General features: G+C 67.9%; 16 protein-coding genes. 7 read left to right on the forward strand and 9 right to left on the reverse strand.

The window, feature by feature from the left end; all coding sequences use genetic code 11:
- Positions 1 to 10: 10 nt before the first annotated feature.
- From fabG to mltG, 5 genes are all read left to right on the forward strand, one after another.
- The gene (fabG, locus tag M9980_RS04230; protein ID WP_250753696.1) at positions 11 to 751 is read left to right on the forward strand and encodes a 3-oxoacyl-[acyl-carrier-protein] reductase; all 741 of its coding nucleotides are present in this window, start codon (positions 11 to 13) and stop codon (positions 749 to 751) included.
- Positions 748 to 1,272 (forward strand): hypothetical protein, encoded by a 525-nt coding sequence (locus tag M9980_RS04235; protein WP_250753699.1) that lies wholly within the window; start codon positions 748 to 750, stop codon positions 1,270 to 1,272. Before fabG ends, M9980_RS04235 begins: the two co-directional genes overlap by 4 nt.
- Before the next feature lie 84 nt (positions 1,273 to 1,356).
- Positions 1,357 to 1,593, forward strand: a complete 237-nt coding sequence (locus M9980_RS04240; protein WP_250753704.1) for an acyl carrier protein — start codon at positions 1,357 to 1,359, stop codon at positions 1,591 to 1,593.
- A 150-nt stretch (positions 1,594 to 1,743) separates the two neighbouring features.
- Positions 1,744 to 3,003 carry a beta-ketoacyl-ACP synthase II gene (fabF, locus tag M9980_RS04245; RefSeq protein ID WP_250753707.1) on the forward strand — a complete coding sequence of 420 codons (1,260 nt, stop codon included), beginning with the start codon at positions 1,744 to 1,746 and terminating at the stop codon, positions 3,001 to 3,003.
- Between the two features lie 86 nt (positions 3,004 to 3,089).
- Positions 3,090 to 4,058, forward strand: a complete 969-nt coding sequence (gene mltG / locus M9980_RS04250; protein WP_250753710.1) for an endolytic transglycosylase MltG — start codon at positions 3,090 to 3,092, stop codon at positions 4,056 to 4,058.
- A 180-nt stretch (positions 4,059 to 4,238) separates the two neighbouring features.
- Here mltG and eda read toward each other — a convergent pair whose 3' ends face one another.
- The 8 genes from eda to M9980_RS04290 all read right to left on the reverse strand — a co-directional run bounded on the left by eda (position 4,239) and on the right by M9980_RS04290 (position 12,145).
- Complete coding sequence (gene eda / locus M9980_RS04255) at positions 4,239 to 4,847, reverse strand: bifunctional 4-hydroxy-2-oxoglutarate aldolase/2-dehydro-3-deoxy-phosphogluconate aldolase (protein WP_250753713.1); 609 nt, start codon at positions 4,845 to 4,847, stop codon at positions 4,239 to 4,241.
- The gene (glk, locus tag M9980_RS04260; protein WP_250755054.1) at positions 4,844 to 5,812 is read right to left on the reverse strand and encodes a glucokinase; all 969 of its coding nucleotides are present in this window, start codon (positions 5,810 to 5,812) and stop codon (positions 4,844 to 4,846) included. The genes eda and glk overlap by 4 nt, the downstream gene beginning before the upstream one ends.
- Positions 5,813 to 5,907: 95 nt before the next feature.
- The gene (edd, locus tag M9980_RS04265; protein ID WP_250753715.1) at positions 5,908 to 7,728 is read right to left on the reverse strand and encodes a phosphogluconate dehydratase; all 1,821 of its coding nucleotides are present in this window, start codon (positions 7,726 to 7,728) and stop codon (positions 5,908 to 5,910) included.
- A gap of 24 nt (positions 7,729 to 7,752) precedes the next feature.
- A complete protein-coding gene (pgl, locus tag M9980_RS04270) occupies positions 7,753 to 8,460 on the reverse strand; it encodes a 6-phosphogluconolactonase (protein ID WP_250753717.1) in 708 nt (235 codons plus the stop codon).
- A gap of 138 nt (positions 8,461 to 8,598) precedes the next feature.
- Complete coding sequence (gene zwf / locus M9980_RS04275; RefSeq protein ID WP_250753719.1) at positions 8,599 to 10,056, reverse strand: glucose-6-phosphate dehydrogenase; 1,458 nt, start codon at positions 10,054 to 10,056, stop codon at positions 8,599 to 8,601.
- Between the two features lie 88 nt (positions 10,057 to 10,144).
- Positions 10,145 to 11,074, reverse strand: a complete 930-nt coding sequence (argC, locus tag M9980_RS04280) for an N-acetyl-gamma-glutamyl-phosphate reductase (protein WP_250753721.1) — start codon at positions 11,072 to 11,074, stop codon at positions 10,145 to 10,147.
- A complete protein-coding gene (locus M9980_RS04285; protein WP_250753723.1) occupies positions 11,071 to 11,862 on the reverse strand; it encodes a C40 family peptidase in 792 nt (263 codons plus the stop codon). The genes argC and M9980_RS04285 overlap by 4 nt, the downstream gene beginning before the upstream one ends.
- A complete protein-coding gene (locus M9980_RS04290; protein ID WP_250755055.1) occupies positions 11,822 to 12,145 on the reverse strand; it encodes a MarR family transcriptional regulator in 324 nt (107 codons plus the stop codon). Before M9980_RS04290 ends, M9980_RS04285 begins: the two co-directional genes overlap by 41 nt.
- Before the next feature lie 252 nt (positions 12,146 to 12,397).
- Between M9980_RS04290 and secG the strand changes: the two genes are divergently transcribed.
- Positions 12,398 to 12,790 carry a preprotein translocase subunit SecG gene (gene secG / locus M9980_RS04295; RefSeq protein ID WP_250753725.1) on the forward strand — a complete coding sequence of 131 codons (393 nt, stop codon included), beginning with the start codon at positions 12,398 to 12,400 and terminating at the stop codon, positions 12,788 to 12,790.
- Positions 12,791 to 12,873: 83 nt separating this feature from the next.
- Positions 12,874 to 14,508 carry a CTP synthase gene (locus M9980_RS04300; RefSeq protein WP_250753727.1) on the forward strand — a complete coding sequence of 545 codons (1,635 nt, stop codon included), beginning with the start codon at positions 12,874 to 12,876 and terminating at the stop codon, positions 14,506 to 14,508.
- A 133-nt stretch (positions 14,509 to 14,641) separates the two neighbouring features.
- Here the strand turns inward: M9980_RS04300 and M9980_RS04305 are convergent, their stop codons facing one another.
- Complete coding sequence (locus M9980_RS04305; RefSeq protein ID WP_250753729.1) at positions 14,642 to 16,624, reverse strand: PAS domain-containing protein; 1,983 nt, start codon at positions 16,622 to 16,624, stop codon at positions 14,642 to 14,644.
- Between the last annotated feature and the right edge of the window lie 56 nt (positions 16,625 to 16,680).

Raw genomic sequence — 16,680 nt, forward strand, 5'->3', positions numbered from 1 at the left:
GGAGACACACATGTTCGACCTGACAGGCATGACCGCGCTGGTGACTGGCGCTTCGGGGGGGATTGGTTCAGCGATTGCGCACGCGCTGGTCGGGCAGGGGGCTCGCTTGGCGGTGTCGGGGTCGAATGCGGACAAGCTGGAGGCGTTTCGCGCCAGCCTGGGCGGCGACCATGTCGCGGTGCCGTGCAACCTGTCCGACGGCGCTGCGGTCGATGCGCTGGTGCCGCAGGCGGTGGAGGCGCTGGGAGGCAAGCTCGACATCCTCGTCAACAACGCTGGGGTCACCCGCGACAACCTCGCCATGCGGATGAAGGACGACGAGTGGGATCAGGTGATCCGCGTCAACCTTGAAGCCGCGTTCCGGCTCTGCCGCGCCGCCGCCCGCCCGATGATGAAGGCGCGGTTCGGGCGGATCGTGTCGATCACCTCGGTCGTCGGGGCGACCGGCAATCCGGGGCAGGCGAATTACGCCGCGTCCAAGGCTGGCCTGGTCGGCATGTCGAAGGCGCTGGCGCAGGAGCTCGCCAGCCGCGGCATCACCGTCAATTGCGTCGCGCCCGGCTTCATCCGATCGGCGATGACCGACGTGCTGCCCGAGGCGCAGAAGACCGCGCTGCTCACGAAGATTCCCGCGGGCGATCTGGGCGACGGTGGCGACATCGGCGCCGCGGTCGTCTATCTGGCGTCGAAGGAGGCGGGGTACGTCACCGGGCAGACCCTGCACGTGAATGGTGGGATGGCGATGCTATGAACATGATCTTCTTGCTTGCTGCGCTCACCGCGCAATCCGCCGGCGGCGGCGATGCCACCGTCGTCCAGTGCGCGCTGAAGAGCACGCCGCGCGCCGACGTGGTGGCGATCCAGGGCGGGATGCTGGCAGGCGTTGTCAGCGGCGCGAAGCCCACCGCCGACCTCGAACGGCGCCTGAAGGCACTGCGCGAGCGGGCCACGGTCTGCAATCCCGGCAGCGGCACCAGCGATGCCCGCGCTGCCGAGATCGTGGTCGCCAGCGTCGCCACCGAAACCCTGTCGAATGCGCTGCAACAGCGCGGCAGCAACGTGCTCGCGATCAACGCGAAGCTGCGCAAGACGCCGCCCATGACGCTCGATGCGATCCTGGCGCAACGCCGCGATGCCCAGACCGATGCGTTCGCCAAGGACGTCATGGCGGCAGCGGGGGGCAAGGACGATGCGGCCCGCTCCCGGCTGATCGGCGCCTATGTGTTCAACGCCGTGCGGCTGGCCAAGCTGTTCGCGGCGCGCGGGCGCTGATGCGGCGTCTCGCACCCTTGCGCGCGGCGGATGCCCGTTCTAGGTGCGTTCAGGAAGACACTTTTCACTAGAAGGACCATGGGTATGAGCGAAACCGCCGACCGCGTTAAGAAGATCGTCGTAGAGCATCTGGGCGTCGAGGCCGACAAGGTCACCGAGGATGCGAGCTTCATCGACGATCTGGGTGCCGACAGCCTCGACATCGTCGAGCTGGTGATGGCGTTCGAGGAAGAATTCGGTGTCGAAATCCCCGACGATGCGGCCGAGAAGATCGGCACCGTCAAGGATGCGATCACCTACATCGACGAGCACAAGGGCTGATCTGCCCGACGGGCCGGTGGTCGCGCACGCGCGCGGGCGTCGGCTGGACAGCGGCTCCCCGTCCCGGACCAAGGGGCTGGGAGCCGTTGGCGTTTTCGGGACGGACGCCGTTATTGAAATGCCCGCGTTATTGAAGAGACGGAGACTGTTATGCGCCGCGTAGTCGTGACCGGACTTGGCCTCGTGACCCCACTGGGCGCCGACGTCGAGACGGCGTGGCAGAACATCATCGCCGGAAAGTCCGGGGCGGGGCACATCACCCGCTTCGACGCCAGCGACTATGTCTGCCGCATCGCCTGCGAGGTGAAGCCCGCCGACCATGCCTATGGCTTCGACCCCGGCAAGCGCGTCGACCACAAGGTCCAGCGCCAGGTCGATCCCTTCATCGTGTACGGCATCGATGCCGCCGGCCAGGCGATCGAGGATGCCGGCCTGACCAACATGACCGAGGAGGAGCGGTTTCGCGCCGGCTGCTCGATCGGGTCGGGCATCGGCGGATTGCCGGGGATCGAGACCGAATCGCTGGTGCTCCACGAAAAGGGCCCGCGCCGCGTCTCTCCGCACTTCGTCCACGGGCGGCTCATCAACCTGATCTCGGGTCAGGTCAGCATCAAATACGGGCTGATGGGGCCGAACCACGCGGTCGTGACCGCCTGCTCGACCGGGGCGCACTCGATCGGCGACGCCGCGCGCATGATCGCGATGGACGATGCCGACGTTATGCTGGCGGGCGGCGCCGAGGCGACGATCTGTCCGATCGGCATCGCCGGCTTCGCCCAGGCACGCGCACTATCGACCGGCTTCAACGACACGCCCGAAAAGGCGAGCCGCCCCTATGACGTCGCCCGCGACGGCTTCGTGATGGGCGAGGGCGCCGGCGTGCTGGTGCTTGAGGAATATGAGCGCGCGAAGAAGCGCGGAGCGAAGATCTATGCCGAGGTCGTCGGCTACGGCCTGTCGGGCGATGCCTATCACGTCACCGCGCCGCACCCCGAGGGCTCGGGCGCCTTCCGGTCGATGGAGATGGCGGTGCGCAAGTCCGGGCTCCAGCTGTCGGACATCGACTATATCAACGCCCATGGCACCTCGACCCCGCTCGGCGACGAGCTGGAACTGGGCGCGGTGCGGCGGCTGTTCGGCAGCAACATCGACACGCTGTCGATGTCGTCGACTAAGTCGGCGATCGGCCACCTGCTCGGCGGTGCCGGCGCGGTCGAATCGATCTTCTGCATCCTGGCGATGCGCGACCAGATCGCGCCGCCGACGCTGAACCTCGATAACCCGAGCGACAGCTGCGCGGGCGTCGACCTGGTCCCGCACGTCGCCAAGGAGCGCAAGATCCGCGCGGTGCTGAACAACTCGTTCGGCTTCGGCGGCACCAACGCCTCGCTGGTGATGAAGCCGGTTTGATTCTTTCTGTTCCCCGGCGCAGGCCGGGGTCCAGTCTCGGCCGGCCCGCACCTGGACCCCGGCCTTCGCCGGGGAACCGATAGGCTATGCGCAAGCTCGGATGTTTGGGACTGGTCGCGGCCTTGCTGGCGATCGCCGGCGTGTTCGCGATCGTCCAGAGCTGGGGCGGGCGCGGGCCGGCGCCGGCGAACCTCAGCGTGGTGGTGCCGCAGGGCGCGTCGCTGACCGGGGCGGCGGCGGAGCTGGAGAAGGCGGGGGCGATCACGTCTGCCCGCCGCTTCCTGATCCTGTCGAAGCTGTTCGGCGGGGACGCCCCGATCCGTGCGGGCGAATACCGCATCCCTGAAGGGCTGAGCCAGGCCGACATCCTCAAGATGCTGCAGGGCGGCAGCACGCTCCAGCGCTTCGTGACGATCCCGGAGGGGCGCCCCTCGGTAATAGTCCACGACGCGCTGATGGCGGCACCGCAGTTGACCGGCGCGGTTGCCGTGCCCGCGGAGGGCAGCGTCCTGCCCGACAGCTACAGCTACGAACGCGACGACACCCGCGCGGCGGTGCTGGCGCGGATGCAGGCGGCGATGACCCGCTACCTCGCCGCTGCGTGGGCGAAGCGCAAACCCACGACGGTCGCGAAGACGCCGCAGGAGGCGCTGATCCTCGCCTCGATCGTCGAGAAGGAAACCGGCAAGGCCGCGGAGCGCCGCACCGTCGCCGCGGTCTATTCGAACCGTCTGCGCAGGGGCATGCCGCTCCAGGCCGACCCGACCACCATCTATCCGATCACGAAGGGCCGCCCGCTCGGTCGCCGCATCCTGCGCTCGGAATTGCAGGCGAAGAACGGGTACAACACCTACGCCATGCCGGGCCTGCCAGTCGGTCCGATCGCCAACCCGGGCCGCGCGAGCATCGACGCTGTGCTCGATCCCGCCCCGTCGAACGCGCTGTATTTCGTGGCGGACGGGACTGGAGGCCACGTGTTCTCCGACACGCTGGAACAGCATAATGCGAACGTACAGAAATGGTATGCGATCAGGCGCGCGCGGGGGGAGATGTAGGTTACTCCGAGACGGGAAGATCTATCTTGATCGCGTGCGTCTGAACGGGCGTCAGAAGGATTGCTCCTGCGCAGATGAAACCGGCTACCGCCCAGCCATACCGCTTCTGCCGAAGATCTATCACGCCGCGCACAATGCATTAGGTCGCCACCGCAAAAGCGACGACTGTCCACCACCACATCATGATTGCGCGAGCCCCGCCGCTTCCCGCGCCTTCGCCTCGACGTCCGCCAGCGACCCGCCGGTGATCCAGCTTCCGCCCACGCACAGCACCGGGCCGAACCCAAGATACTCCGGCGCCGATGCCGCGGTGATGCCGCCGGTCGGGCAGAATTTCGCTTCGTAGAACGGCGCGGCGAGCGATTTCAGCGCCTTCAGCCCGCCGTTCGCTTCGGCTGGAAAGAATTTGAAGTGGCGCAGGCCCAGGTCGTAGCCGCGCATGATGTCGCCGGCGTTGGCGACGCCGGGCAAATACGGCACGCCACTCTCGACGATCGGGCGGCCCAAAGTCTCAGTGAGACCCGGCGAGACGATGAACTCGGCGCCGGCGTCCATTACCTGGCCGAACTGCTCGACGCTCACCACCGTGCCCGCGCCGACGATCGCGCCCGGCACCTGTTTCATCTCGCGGATCGCGTCGAGTGCGGCGGGGGTGCGCATCGTCACTTCGAGCACCCGCAACCCGCCTTTCACCAGCGCCTCGGCCAGCGGGCGGGCGGTGGCGGCGTCGTCGATGACCAGCACCGGGATGACCGCGCTCGTCCGCATGATGGTTTCGATATCGCTCATGCGTCGTGCTCCTGGGCATAGGCTGCCGCGGCGCCGTACAGGCCGGGCTGTGGATGGGTGATGAGTTTGACGGGCACGCCCGCCATCAGGTTGCGGAACCGCCCCTTGGCGACGAAGCGTTCGCCGAAGCCGGAGCGCAGCAGGTGGTCCTTCAGCCGCAAGCCGAGCCCGCCCGCGATCACGACGCCCTTCGGCCCGTGGCTGAGCGCCAGGTCGCCCGCGACCGCGCCGAGCGCCAGGCAGAACCGGTCGAGCGCCGCGGTTGCCAGGCTGTCGCTGCCGTCCAGCGCCTTCGCCCAGATCGTCTTGTCGTCCATCCGCGCGACGGGCGTGCCCTGCAACGCGGCCAATGTCTCGTAGATGGCCACGATCGCTGGGCCGGCGACGATCCGCTCGACGGACACCCGCGTAAACGTCTTGCGGAGATGTTGAAGGAGCGCGTCTTCGATCTTGTCGAGCGGGGCGAAATCGACGTGTCCGCCCTCGGTCTCGACCACGTGATAGCCGCCGGCATGGCGCAGCACGCCCGCGACGCCCAGGCCCGTGCCGGGTCCGCACACGGTAATCATGCCGCGGTCGGGCAGGGGGCCTTCGGGGCCGCACAGGTGGATGAAGTCGCTGTCGGGCACCTGCGCGACGGCGTGGCCGATCGCACCGAAGTCGTTGACCAGCGTCCAGCTGTCGACGTTCAGCCGCTCCTCGATCAACGCCGGGCGCAGGATCCACGGGTTGTTGCTCAGCTTGATGACGTCGCCGCCGATCGGCGCGGCGACGGCGATCCCGGCGGCGCGGGGCAGGGTGCAGCCCTGCGTCACCGCGAACGCCTCCCAGGCGAGTTGGAGACTGCCGTGCTCGGCGGTCTTGAGCGTGACCGGCTCGCCGAGCGCAACGACGCGTCCGCCGGCGACTTCGGCGATGGCGAAGCGGGCGTGGGTTCCGCCGATATCGACTGCGACTAGCTTCACCATCCACTCCGTTCGTGCTGAGCCTGTCGAAGCACGTGCCCCGGAACACGCCCTTCGACAAGCTCAAGGGCGAACGGGGTTTTCTGTTTGCGCCGCTACAGCCCCGCCATCGCCAACATCGCCGACGCGCCTTCCTCCGCGGTCGAGCTGCCGCCGCGCATCATCGCGAACAACTCGCGGCCCGTCCCCATCGCCGGTGGCGGGGGCTCGGCGGCCTCGCGCGCCGCCCATTCGGCGGCGTCGACCAAGGCAATCAGCTCGCCGGCCTCCGAATCGAGCCGCACGATGTCGCCGTCGCGCAGCTTCGCGATCGGCCCCTCGTGCAGCGCCTCGGGGCTGAGGTGGATTGCGCACGGCACCTTGCCGCTCGCCCCCGACATGCGCCCGTCAGTCACCAGCGCGACGCGGAAGCCGCGGTTCTGGAGGACTCCCAAGGGAGGTGTCAGCTTGTGCAATTCGGGCATGCCGTTCGCGCGCGGGCCTTGGAACCGGACCACGACGACGACATCGCGGTCGAGCTCGCCAGCCTTGAAAGCGGCCTGCACCTGCACCTGGTCGGAGAACACGCGGCACGGCGCCTGGATGATCCAGCGGTCACGCTCGACTGCCGACACCTTGATGCATGCCCGCCCCAGATTGCCGGCGAGGATGCGGAAGCCGCCCTCGGCCGAAAACGGCGTTTCGAAGGTGCGGACGATGCTGTCGTCGCCCGGCGTGTCCGGCACGTCGCGCCAGACGATTGCGTCGCCCTCCACCGCGGGCTTGCGCCCGTAATCGGCGAAATCGCCGCTGACAGTCAGGATGTCGCCGTGCATGTACCCGCCGCGCAGGCATTCGCGGATCACGAATGCCGGCCCGCCCGCATCCTCGAACGCGTTCACGTCGGCGGACCCGTTTGGATAGACGCGCGCCAGCAGCGGCACCGACCGCGAAAGCCGGTCAAAATCGTCCCAGTCGATCAATATGCCCGCAGACCGCGCGATGGCGGGCAGGTGGATCAGGTGGTTGGTCGAGCCGCCCGTCGTCAACAGGGCGACAGCGGCGTTGACGATCGCCTTTTCATCCACGCATTCGCCGAGCGGGCGGTAATCGTCACCGTCCCAACCGATCGCGGCCAGCCGGTGGACGGCGGCGCGGGTCAGTTCCTGGCGCAGCTTCGTGCCCGGATTGACGAAGGCGGCGGACGGCATGTGCAGCCCCATCGCCTCGACCATCATCTGGTTCGAATTGGCGGTGCCGTAGAAGGTGCAGGTGCCCTTGCCGTGATAGGCGGCGATCTCCGCGTCGAGCAGTTCCTCGCGGCTGGCCTTGCCCTCCGCATAGAGTTCGCGAACGCGGGCCTTTTCCTTGTTCGGCAGGCCGGATCGCATCGGCCCGCCGGGGATCATCACCATCGGCAGGTGGCCGAACCGCAGCGCGCCGATCAGCAGGCCGGGCACGATCTTGTCGCAAATGCCGAGCAGCGCCGCGCCCTCGAACATACCGTGGGAGAGGCCGATCGCGGTCGACATCGCGATCGTGTCGCGGCTGAACAGCGACATCTCCATGCCGGGATAGCCCTGCGTCACGCCGTCGCACATCGCCGGCACGCCGCCTGCCACCTGCGCGGTGGCGCCGACCTCGCGCGCCCAGACCTTCATCTGTTCGGGGTAGCGATAATAAGGCGCGTGGGCCGAGAGCATGTCGTTGTACGCGGTGATGATGCCGATGTTCATCGCCGCGTTGGTCTTCATCGCCTCGCGGTCCTCGTCGGTCCCGGCGTATCCGTGGGCGAGGTTGGCGCAGCCCAAGACCGGGCGATCCACCCCGCTCTCGCGCTCGCATCCCATCAGGCCGAGGTAGGCGGCGCGCCGCTTCTTCGACCGCTCGATGATGCGGTCGGTGACGGCGGCGACTTCGGGGTGGATCTGGGTCACGCGATCATTCCTCAAACCATTCGCTCACGGCGCCCAGTGGATATCCACCGGCAATTCCACGTCCGCCAGGATACGCCCGATCGGATAGGGCGACGACGCGCCTTCCTTCGTGGCATCCTCGATCACCTGGCGTTTCGCGTCGCCAGTCACCGCGATCATCAGCGCGCGGGCGGTGATGATCGACTGGCGCGACAGCGACACGCGCGCGACCGGGGCTTCCGGGGGGAGCGGATCGGGCATGACGCCGAGCGCGCGACGTTCCTTGGGACCGTTCAACGCCTCGTCGTAGTCGGGGCCGGGGAAGATCGACGCGGCATGGCCGTCGCCGCCGACGCCGAGCAGGCACAGGTCGAGCGGCCAGTGCAGGTCCTGCAGGATCGCATCCGCCGCGCGGCCTGCCGCCTTGTAGTCGGGCGCCGACGCCGACACGAGCGGGATCACCCGGGCGCCCTTCGGCAGGAACGCCTTGCCGATCGCGGTGACGTTCGACAGCGGGTCGCCCAGCGGCACCAGCCGCTCGTCGCCCGGCACGATCGTCACCCGCTTCCAGTCGACCTTGGCCTTGGCGAGTGCCTCGTAGATCGGCAGCGGCGTCTTGCCGCCGGCCAGCGCGATCACCGCCGCGCCGCGCGCATCGATCGCGCTGTCGATGATGAAGCCGATGTCACCCGCGACCGCCTCCGCCATCTCGGCTGCGTCGTCGTAGTCCCACCATTCGATTTCGGTCGTCATCAAATCGTCCTTCAAACCCGTTCGTCCTGAGTAGCCATTGAGCTTGTCGAAATGGCGTATCGAAGGATGCTTCGATACGGGTCTTCGACAAGCTCAGCCCCTACTCAGCACGAACGGCTGGAGGAGCAGGTCGCTCCCCTATTCCGTCCACGTCACCCCGTCGCGTTCGGTCAGCGCAATGCCCGCGGACGGGCCCCAGCTTCCGCTTGGATAGGGTTTCGGCTTCACGTCGTTCGCGACCCAGCCGGCGCGGATTGCGTCGATCCATTGCCACTGCGCCTCCACCTCGTCGCGGCGCACGAAGAGAGTGGGGTCGCCCTCGATCAGGTCCAGCAGCAATCGCTCATAGGCGATGCGCCGCCGCGTGCCGGCGAATTCGGTGTCGAGGCTGAGGTTGAGCGGCACCTCGCGCAGCCGCACGCCCTCGCGGTCCAGGCCCGGCTGCTTGGCCATCACCAGCAGGCGGACATATTCCTCGGGCTGGAGGCGGATGACCAAGGTGTTCGGCTGCAACTGCCCGCCGCGATCGGCGAAGATCGAATGCGGCACCGGCTTGAACTGGATCGCGATCTCGCTTTGCCGCGCCGCCAGCCGCTTGCCGGTGCGCAGGTAGAAGGGCACGCCCTGCCACCGCCAATTGTCGACATGCGCCTTGATCGCCACGAACGTCTCGGTGGTCGATGGCCTGCCCAGTTCGTCGGCGTAGCTGCCGACGATCTTCTCGCCCACCGCACCCGCTCCGTACTGGCCGGTGACGGTCATGTGCGGCACCTCGGCGGCCTCGATCCGGCGCAACGATCGCAGCACCTTGACCTTCTCGTCGCGGATTGAGGTGCCGTCGAAGCGCGCGGGCGGCTCCATCGCGATCAGCGCCAGCAGTTGCAGGATATGGTTCTGCACCATGTCGCGCAGCGCGCCGGCGGTTTCGTAATAGCCCGCGCGATCTTCCAGTCCCACCGTCTCGGCGATGGTGATCTGGACGTGATCGATGCCGCGCGCGTTCCACACCGGCTCGAACAGCGAATTGCCGAAGCGCAGCGCCAGGATGTTCTGGACGGTTTCCTTGCCCAGATAGTGATCGATCCGGAACGTCCGGTCCTCGGGGAAAGCGGCGGCGACCGCGTCGTTGATCTCGCGGCTGGAGGCAAGGTCGTGGCCGAGCGGCTTTTCGAGGCCGATCCGCACGGTGTCGCCGGCGAGCCCAACCGATTGCAGCCCCTTGATCGTCGGTTCGAACAGGAACGGCGCGGTCGACAGGAAGATGGCGAGCCCGCCCGACACGTCGCCGATCTTGTCCGCGAGCGCCGGAAACCCGTCGAGCGTCGAGGCGTCGAGCGGCTGATATTGCAGGCGATCGAGGAAGCTGGCGATCGAGGCTGCGTCGTGGCGGTCGGCGGGCAGGAATTCATCGAGCGCGGCGCGGGCGAAATCGCGAAACCCCGCATCGTCATGCTCCGACCGCGCGGCGCCGGTGATCGTTAGCCCGGCCGGCAGCAGCCCATCGGCATGAAGGCCGTACAGCGACGGAATCAGCATCCGCTGCGACAGATCGCCGGTCGCCCCGAACAGCAGCAGCTTGCCAACGGCTTCGGTCATGAACGCTCCCTGCCTCAGTCGCCGCCCTACCTAACGGCGCGGGGCGCGGGGGCAAGGTGCATACGTATGGTGGCGGCGAAGCGTGGGTTTAGAGCACCAGCCCGGCGGCGGGGTCGAAGCCGGCCATGACGTTCAGGTTCTGGACCGCAGCACCGGCGGCGCCCTTGCCAAGGTTGTCGAGCGTCGCGACCAGCCGCGCGTGGCCGCGGTCGGCATTGCCCAGCACCCGCAGCGTCAGCCGGTCGGTGCCGGCATCATCCTCGATGCGGATCAGCGCGGGCTCGTCGTCGAGCACGCGCACTATGCGGCTCCCCTCGTAAGCGGCAGCCAGCGTTTCGCGCACCGCATCCAGCCCGGGGCGCCGCGGCATGGCGTGAAGGGGCAGCGGCACCTCGACCACCATCCCGCGCAGGGTCTGTACGACGGCGGGGGTGAAGATCGGCGGATGTTCGAGCCGGGCGTGGCGCTGCATCTCGGCGACGTGCTTGTGGTCCAGCCCCAGCGCATAGCCGCGCCACGCCGACGTCTCGCCGCCGCCCTCATAGGCCTCGATCATCTGCCGCCCGCCGCCCGAATAGCCCGAGACGGCGTTGACGCTGAGCGTCCAGTCGACCGGGATCAGCCCGGCGCGCACCAGCGGGCGGACGAGCGCGAGGAAGCCGGTCGGGTAGCAGCCGGGGTTGGTGACGCGCGCCGCTTCCGCGATGATGCCGGCCTGGCTCGGCTCGAGCTCGGGGAAGCCATAGGCCCAGCCGTCTGCAGTGCGGTGCGCGGTGGACGCATCGATCACGCGCGTGCGGTCGTTGTCGATCAGCGCGACGCTTTCGCGCGCGGCGTCGTCGGGCAGGCACAGGATCACGAAATCGGCATCGTTCAGCGCCGCGCGCCGCGCCGCCGGATCCTTGCGCCGGTCATCGGCGAGGGTGACCAGGTCGATGTCGGCGCGTCCGGCCAGCCGCTCGACGATTTCCAGGCCTGTCGTGCCCGCGCCGCCGTCGATGAAGACGCTGCGCCTCACGGCAGCCGCCGCCGCACGTCGATCGGCCCGAGCGCGGCGATGTCCGAGCGGGCAACCGTTTCCGCGCCGGCATGGATCGCGGTCGACTCACCGATCGCGATCGCTACGTCGCCGCCGTGGAACAGCAGGTCGCCGCGCAGCACGGGCGCGTCCGCATCGACGGCATGACCGAGAGTGTCAGCCTGAATATCGGCGAATCGCGGCGCACGGATGCCGGCGAGCGAAAGCGCGAGGCTGACCAGCCCAGCGCCGTCGATCCCGGCGCTCGACCGGCCACCCGCAACGACGGGCGTCCCGACCAGACTCTCGGCGAGCGCGACATAATCCTTGGCCGGCGCTTCGAGCGGACGGATCGCGGCAGCATCGAAGCCATCCGCCTGCCCGGCGCTCAGCCGGCTGCCCATCGGCAGCGCAGCCTTCGGCGCGCATACGACATGCGTCGCGTCGAACGGTGCGCCTAGCGCGTCCATCGCCACGAACCCGACCGCGCCGTCGACCGCGTTCATGCCCCAGGCGTAGCCGTGCGACAGTTCGAGCACGTCGAACCGCTCGCCCTGCAACACTTCTGACACGGGGTCGCCGCCATGTGCCGCGAGCAGCGGCGCGCGCGTCACCGCGTTGCGGGCGACCGCCTTCGCATAATGCGGCGCAAAGATGCGATCGGCGAGGCGCAGGTCGGCCAGATCGCCACGCGCGGCATCGACGCGCGGGTCATAGGCATGACTGTGACCGGTAAGCGCGAAACGCTTACGCGTGGGCTGTGCTGGCTTTGGCCGGTGATCCGTCACCGGAGAGGAACTGCCCGAATTCTGCAAGAAAGTCTGCCCCCTTAGGCGTGCGGGCGACGAAAATGTTCCGCTTATCGGCATCGTCGCGCTGGCGGCGCAGATAGCCGAGAGCACCCAGTCTGTTCAAGGCACGGGTGACGACCGGTTTCGAGACATTCAGCGCGCGGGCCAGGCCACGCACGGTATGGGGGCCGGCATCGAGGTACACGACCATTAGCAGCGCCATCTGGCGGTTGGTCAGATCGGGTTCGCCCGAACGCACGTAATCGACGAGCGTATGCATCCAGGAGAACAGGGACTTTTCCGGGATAGCATTCACGTGTCCGGGATCCACTTTTCTATGTGCAGGGGCCGGGCGTGCCGGCCTTTCGCATTGATTAACGCCCTGACCGGCGAGGGGTTTCAGTGCGCACGCGAAATGTTTGGCTCTGTACGGTCGGTTCGGGCCGCGATGCGGTGGTTGATCGGGGGCGGCGCGTCGCCTATGTGCCCATCCCGAAATCCCACATCCTCTTGCTTCGGTTGCGCCTCGCCCATGTTCACCTTCCTGCTCGTCGTCCAGGCGATCATCGCCGCCCTGCTGGTCACGGTGATCCTCATGCAGCGGTCCGAAGGTGGCGGGCTGACGTCCAGCGGCAGCCCGTCGGGCCTGATGTCGGCGCGCGGTGCCGCCGATTTCCTGACCCGCTCGACCGCGGTGCTCGCGACCATCTTCGTTGCCATGTCGATCGCGCTGGCTTTCATCGCCGCGAACCATAAGTCCACCACGATCGACACCAGCCTGGCACGCAGCGCGCCCGCGACCCGCAACCAGGACGCAGCAGGCGACGCCAGCCAGGACGCGCTGAAGGCCGCCGCCGCACAGGCCGCCGCCACCGGCAACGGTGCCGCCGCCACCAACCAGAGCGGCGTCCCCCTGCAGCAGTAAATCCCGGTTTCGCCGGGTTTCATCGCGAGCGCGGGTTTCTGCGCTTGCCCATTACGCATGTTCAAGGCTAGGCGCATCCTCCCATGACGCGGTATATCTTTATCACCGGCGGCGTGGTCTCGTCGCTCGGCAAGGGCCTCATGGCGGCCTCCCTCGCAGCCCTGTTGCAGGCCCGCGGCTACCGCGTCCGCATCCGCAAGTTCGATCCCTATCTGAACGTCGATCCGGGCACGATGAGCCCGTATCAGCACGGCGAAGTCTATGTGACCGACGACGGGGCGGAGACCGACCTGGACCTCGGCCATTACGAACGCTTCACCGGCGTGCCGAGCCGCCAGAGCGACAACGTCACCTCGGGCCGCATCTACCAGACGATCATCACCAAGGAGCGTCGCGGCGACTATCTGGGCGCCACGGTGCAGGTGATCCCGCACGTCACCGACGCGATCAAGGAATTCGCTCGCAATGAAGTCGACGACCTCGATTTCGTGCTGTGCGAGATCGGCGGCACCGTGGGCGACATCGAATCGCTGCCGTTCATGGAGGCGATTCGCCAGCTGCGGAACGACATCGGTCGCGCCAACACCTGTTTCGTGCACCTGACCCTGGTGCCCTACATCGCCGCCGCGGGCGAATTGAAGACCAAGCCGACCCAGCACAGCGTCCGCGACATGACCGCGCTGGGCATCCAGCCCGACGTCCTCGTCTGCCGGTGCGAACGCCCGCTGCCCGCCAGCGAGCGCGCCAAGATCGCGCTGTTCTGCAACGTCGCGCCAGAGGCCGTGATCCCTGCGCTCGACGCCAAGTCGATCTACGGCGTGCCGTTGCAATATCATGCCGAGGGCCTGGACGCCGCGGTGCTCAAGACCTTCGGCCTGCCGCACGACGGCTCGCCCGATCTCGCGCGCTGGGACGACATCATCGATCGCCAGACCAATATCGAGGGCGAGGTGACGATCGGCGTGGTCGGCAAATACGTCGGCCTGCAGGATGCGTACAAGTCGCTGCACGAGGCGCTGGTCCACGGCGGGCTCGCCAACCGCGTGAAGGTTCACGTTCGCTGGCTCGATGCCGAGATGTTCGAGCAAGCCCCCGATGACGTCGCCATCGCGCTGGAGCCGTGCCACGCGATCCTCGTCCCCGGCGGCTTCGGCGAGCGCGGGTCAGAGGGCAAGATTTCCGCGGTCCGCTTCGCGCGCGAACGCCGCGTGCCGTATTTCGGCATCTGCCTCGGCATGCAGATGGCGTGCATCGAAGGCGCGCGGAACACTGCCGGCATCGCCACCGCCTCGACCACCGAATTCGGGCCGACCGACGAGCCGGTCGTCGGCCTCATCACCGAATGGATGACCGCCGAGGGTTTGCAGAAGCGCGAGGAGGGCGGCGACATGGGCGGCACGATGCGGCTGGGCGCCTATGACGCGACGCTGGCCGGCAACAGCCACGTTGCGGGCATCTACGGCGGCACCGAGATCAGCGAGCGCCACCGCCACCGCTACGAGGTGAACGTGCACTACCGCGACGCGCTGGAGGCCGGCGGCCTGCGCTTTTCCGGCATGTCGCCCGACGGCACGCTGCCCGAAATCGTCGAGCGGCCCGATCATCCGTGGTTCGTCGGCGTCCAGTTCCACCCGGAGCTTAAGTCCAAGCCGTTCGACCCGCATCCCCTGTTCGCCAGCTTCATCGAAGCGGCGGTGCGGCAGAGCCGGCTGGTCTAGGGGCAAGGTTCCCGCGGACGCATCGCCCCTCCGTTCGTTTCGAGCGAAGTCGGGAAACGCGCCCCGAGCGTGGGTATCGGTTTCGCGACTTCGCTCGAAACGAACGGCGGGGCAGCCTCAGACCCCCGCTGTCCTACCCCTGCAAAATCCGGTCCACCCGGCCCGCTAGGTCGTCGACTGCGAAGGGCTTGGTCAACACTTCCATCCCCGGCGCGATATGGCCGTGATTCAGCACGGCGTTCTCGGCATAGCCGGTGATGAACAGCACCCTCAGGTCGGGCCGCATCGCGCGTGCCGCGTCGGCGACCTGGCGCCCGTTCAGCCCGCCGGGCAGGCCGACGTCGGTGATGAGCAGGTCGATCCGCCCCTGCGTCTCCAGCAGCCTGAGCCCCGCCGCGCCGTCCGCCGCCTCGATACAGGCATAGCCGCGGTCGGTCAGCGCATCGACGACCAGCATGCGCACGGTCGGTTCGTCGTCGATCACCAGCACGGTCGCGTCGCCGGCGCTGGACAGCGCGATCGCCGTCGCGGCGTCCGCCTCGGCCGCTTCCTCGCCCAGATGGCGCGGCAGGTACAGGCACACCATCGTGCCCTGGCCGACCTCCGAATAGATGCGGACGTGGCCATTGCTCTGGCGGGCGAAGCCATAGACCATCGACAGGCCAAGGCCCGTGCCCTCGCCCATCGGCTTGGTCGTGAAGAACGGGTCGAACACGCGGCCCAGCGTCTCCTTGTCGATGCCGGTGCCTGTGTCGCTGACGCAGATGGTCACATATTGACCGGCCTCCAGCCCGTGATCCTGCGCGGTGCGCTGGTCGAGCCACTTGTTGCCGGTCTCGATCGTGATGTGCCCGCCGCCGGGCATCGCGTCGCGCGCGTTGATGCACAGGTTCAGGATCGCGTTTTCCAGCTGGTTGGCATCGACCAGCGTCGGCCACAATCCGCTGGCGGCGGCGGTTTCGACCCGGATCGACGGGCCGACGGTGCGCTGCACCAGCTCGATCAGCTCGGTCATCAGCCGGTTGATGACGATCGGCTTGGGCGACAGTGTCTGCCGGCGCGAAAAGGCGAGCAGGCGGTGGGTGAGCGCGGCGGCGCGGCGGGCGGCGCCTTGCCCTGCTGCCAGATAGCGTTCGACGTCGCCGGTGCGACCCTGTTTCAGGCGCATGCCGATCATCTCGAAAGCGCCCGAAATCCCGGCCAGCAGATTGTTGAAGTCGTGCGCCAGACCACCGGTCAGCTGGCCGACGGCCTCCATCTTCTGCGCCTGGCGCAGCGCCTCCTCGGTTTCCTTCAACCGTTCCTGCTCGCGCAGCCGCTCGGTCACGTCATAGACGAACTGATAGGCGCCGATCTGCCTGCCGTCCGGATCGCGCAAGACGCCGAAGCGCATCTCGTACGCCGTGCGCCCGCCATCGATATCGACGAAATCGCCGACCTCGACGAATTCCTCGCCAGCCACCGCGCGCGACCACACCGCGTGAACCTTGGCGCGATTCTCGGGCTGGTCGTGCAGCAGGTCGAGCATCGACGCGCCGACCGACGGGCGCACGCCGAACAGCCGCTCGAATTCGTCCGATGCCGCGCGGTTGATCGCGATCCAGCGATAATCGAGGTCGGCGACCTGGACGAAGGCGTTGGTGCCCTCGACGATCTCGGCCAGTGTACGCCGTTCGGCCAGGGCGACTGCGACGCGCCGCTCCAGCGTAGCGTTCAGGTCGTTCAGCGCGGCCTCGGCCTTGCGCCGCGCAGTGATGTCCTTGAACAGTACCGCTACCTGCCGGTCTTCGGGCGCACCGACGCGGAATGCCGACAGCTCGAGATACCGCCCGGTCGCGACCAGCTCCTGCTCGAACCGGATCGACTCCCCGGTACGCATCACCGCGCCGTAGCGCGCCACCCACGAATCGGCCTCGTCGGGCACCATCTCGCGCACTTTCTGTCCGACGACGTTGGGGATACCGGCGTTCAGGGCATAGGCTGCGTTGGCCTCGATATGGACGTAATCGCTCAGCGGGCCGTGGTCGCTGTCGATGAACTGGATGATGCAGAACCCCTCGTCCATCTGGTGGAACAAGTCGTGCAAGCGGGTGTCACCGGGGCGGGCAGCTGTCATGCCGGGTTCGATAGCAGGGGAGGGATCGCGCCGACAACGCCGACGCCGGATAAACC

The organism is Sphingomonas donggukensis (assembly GCF_023674425.1).
Taxonomy (GTDB): Bacteria; Pseudomonadota; Alphaproteobacteria; order Sphingomonadales; family Sphingomonadaceae; genus Sphingomonas; species Sphingomonas donggukensis.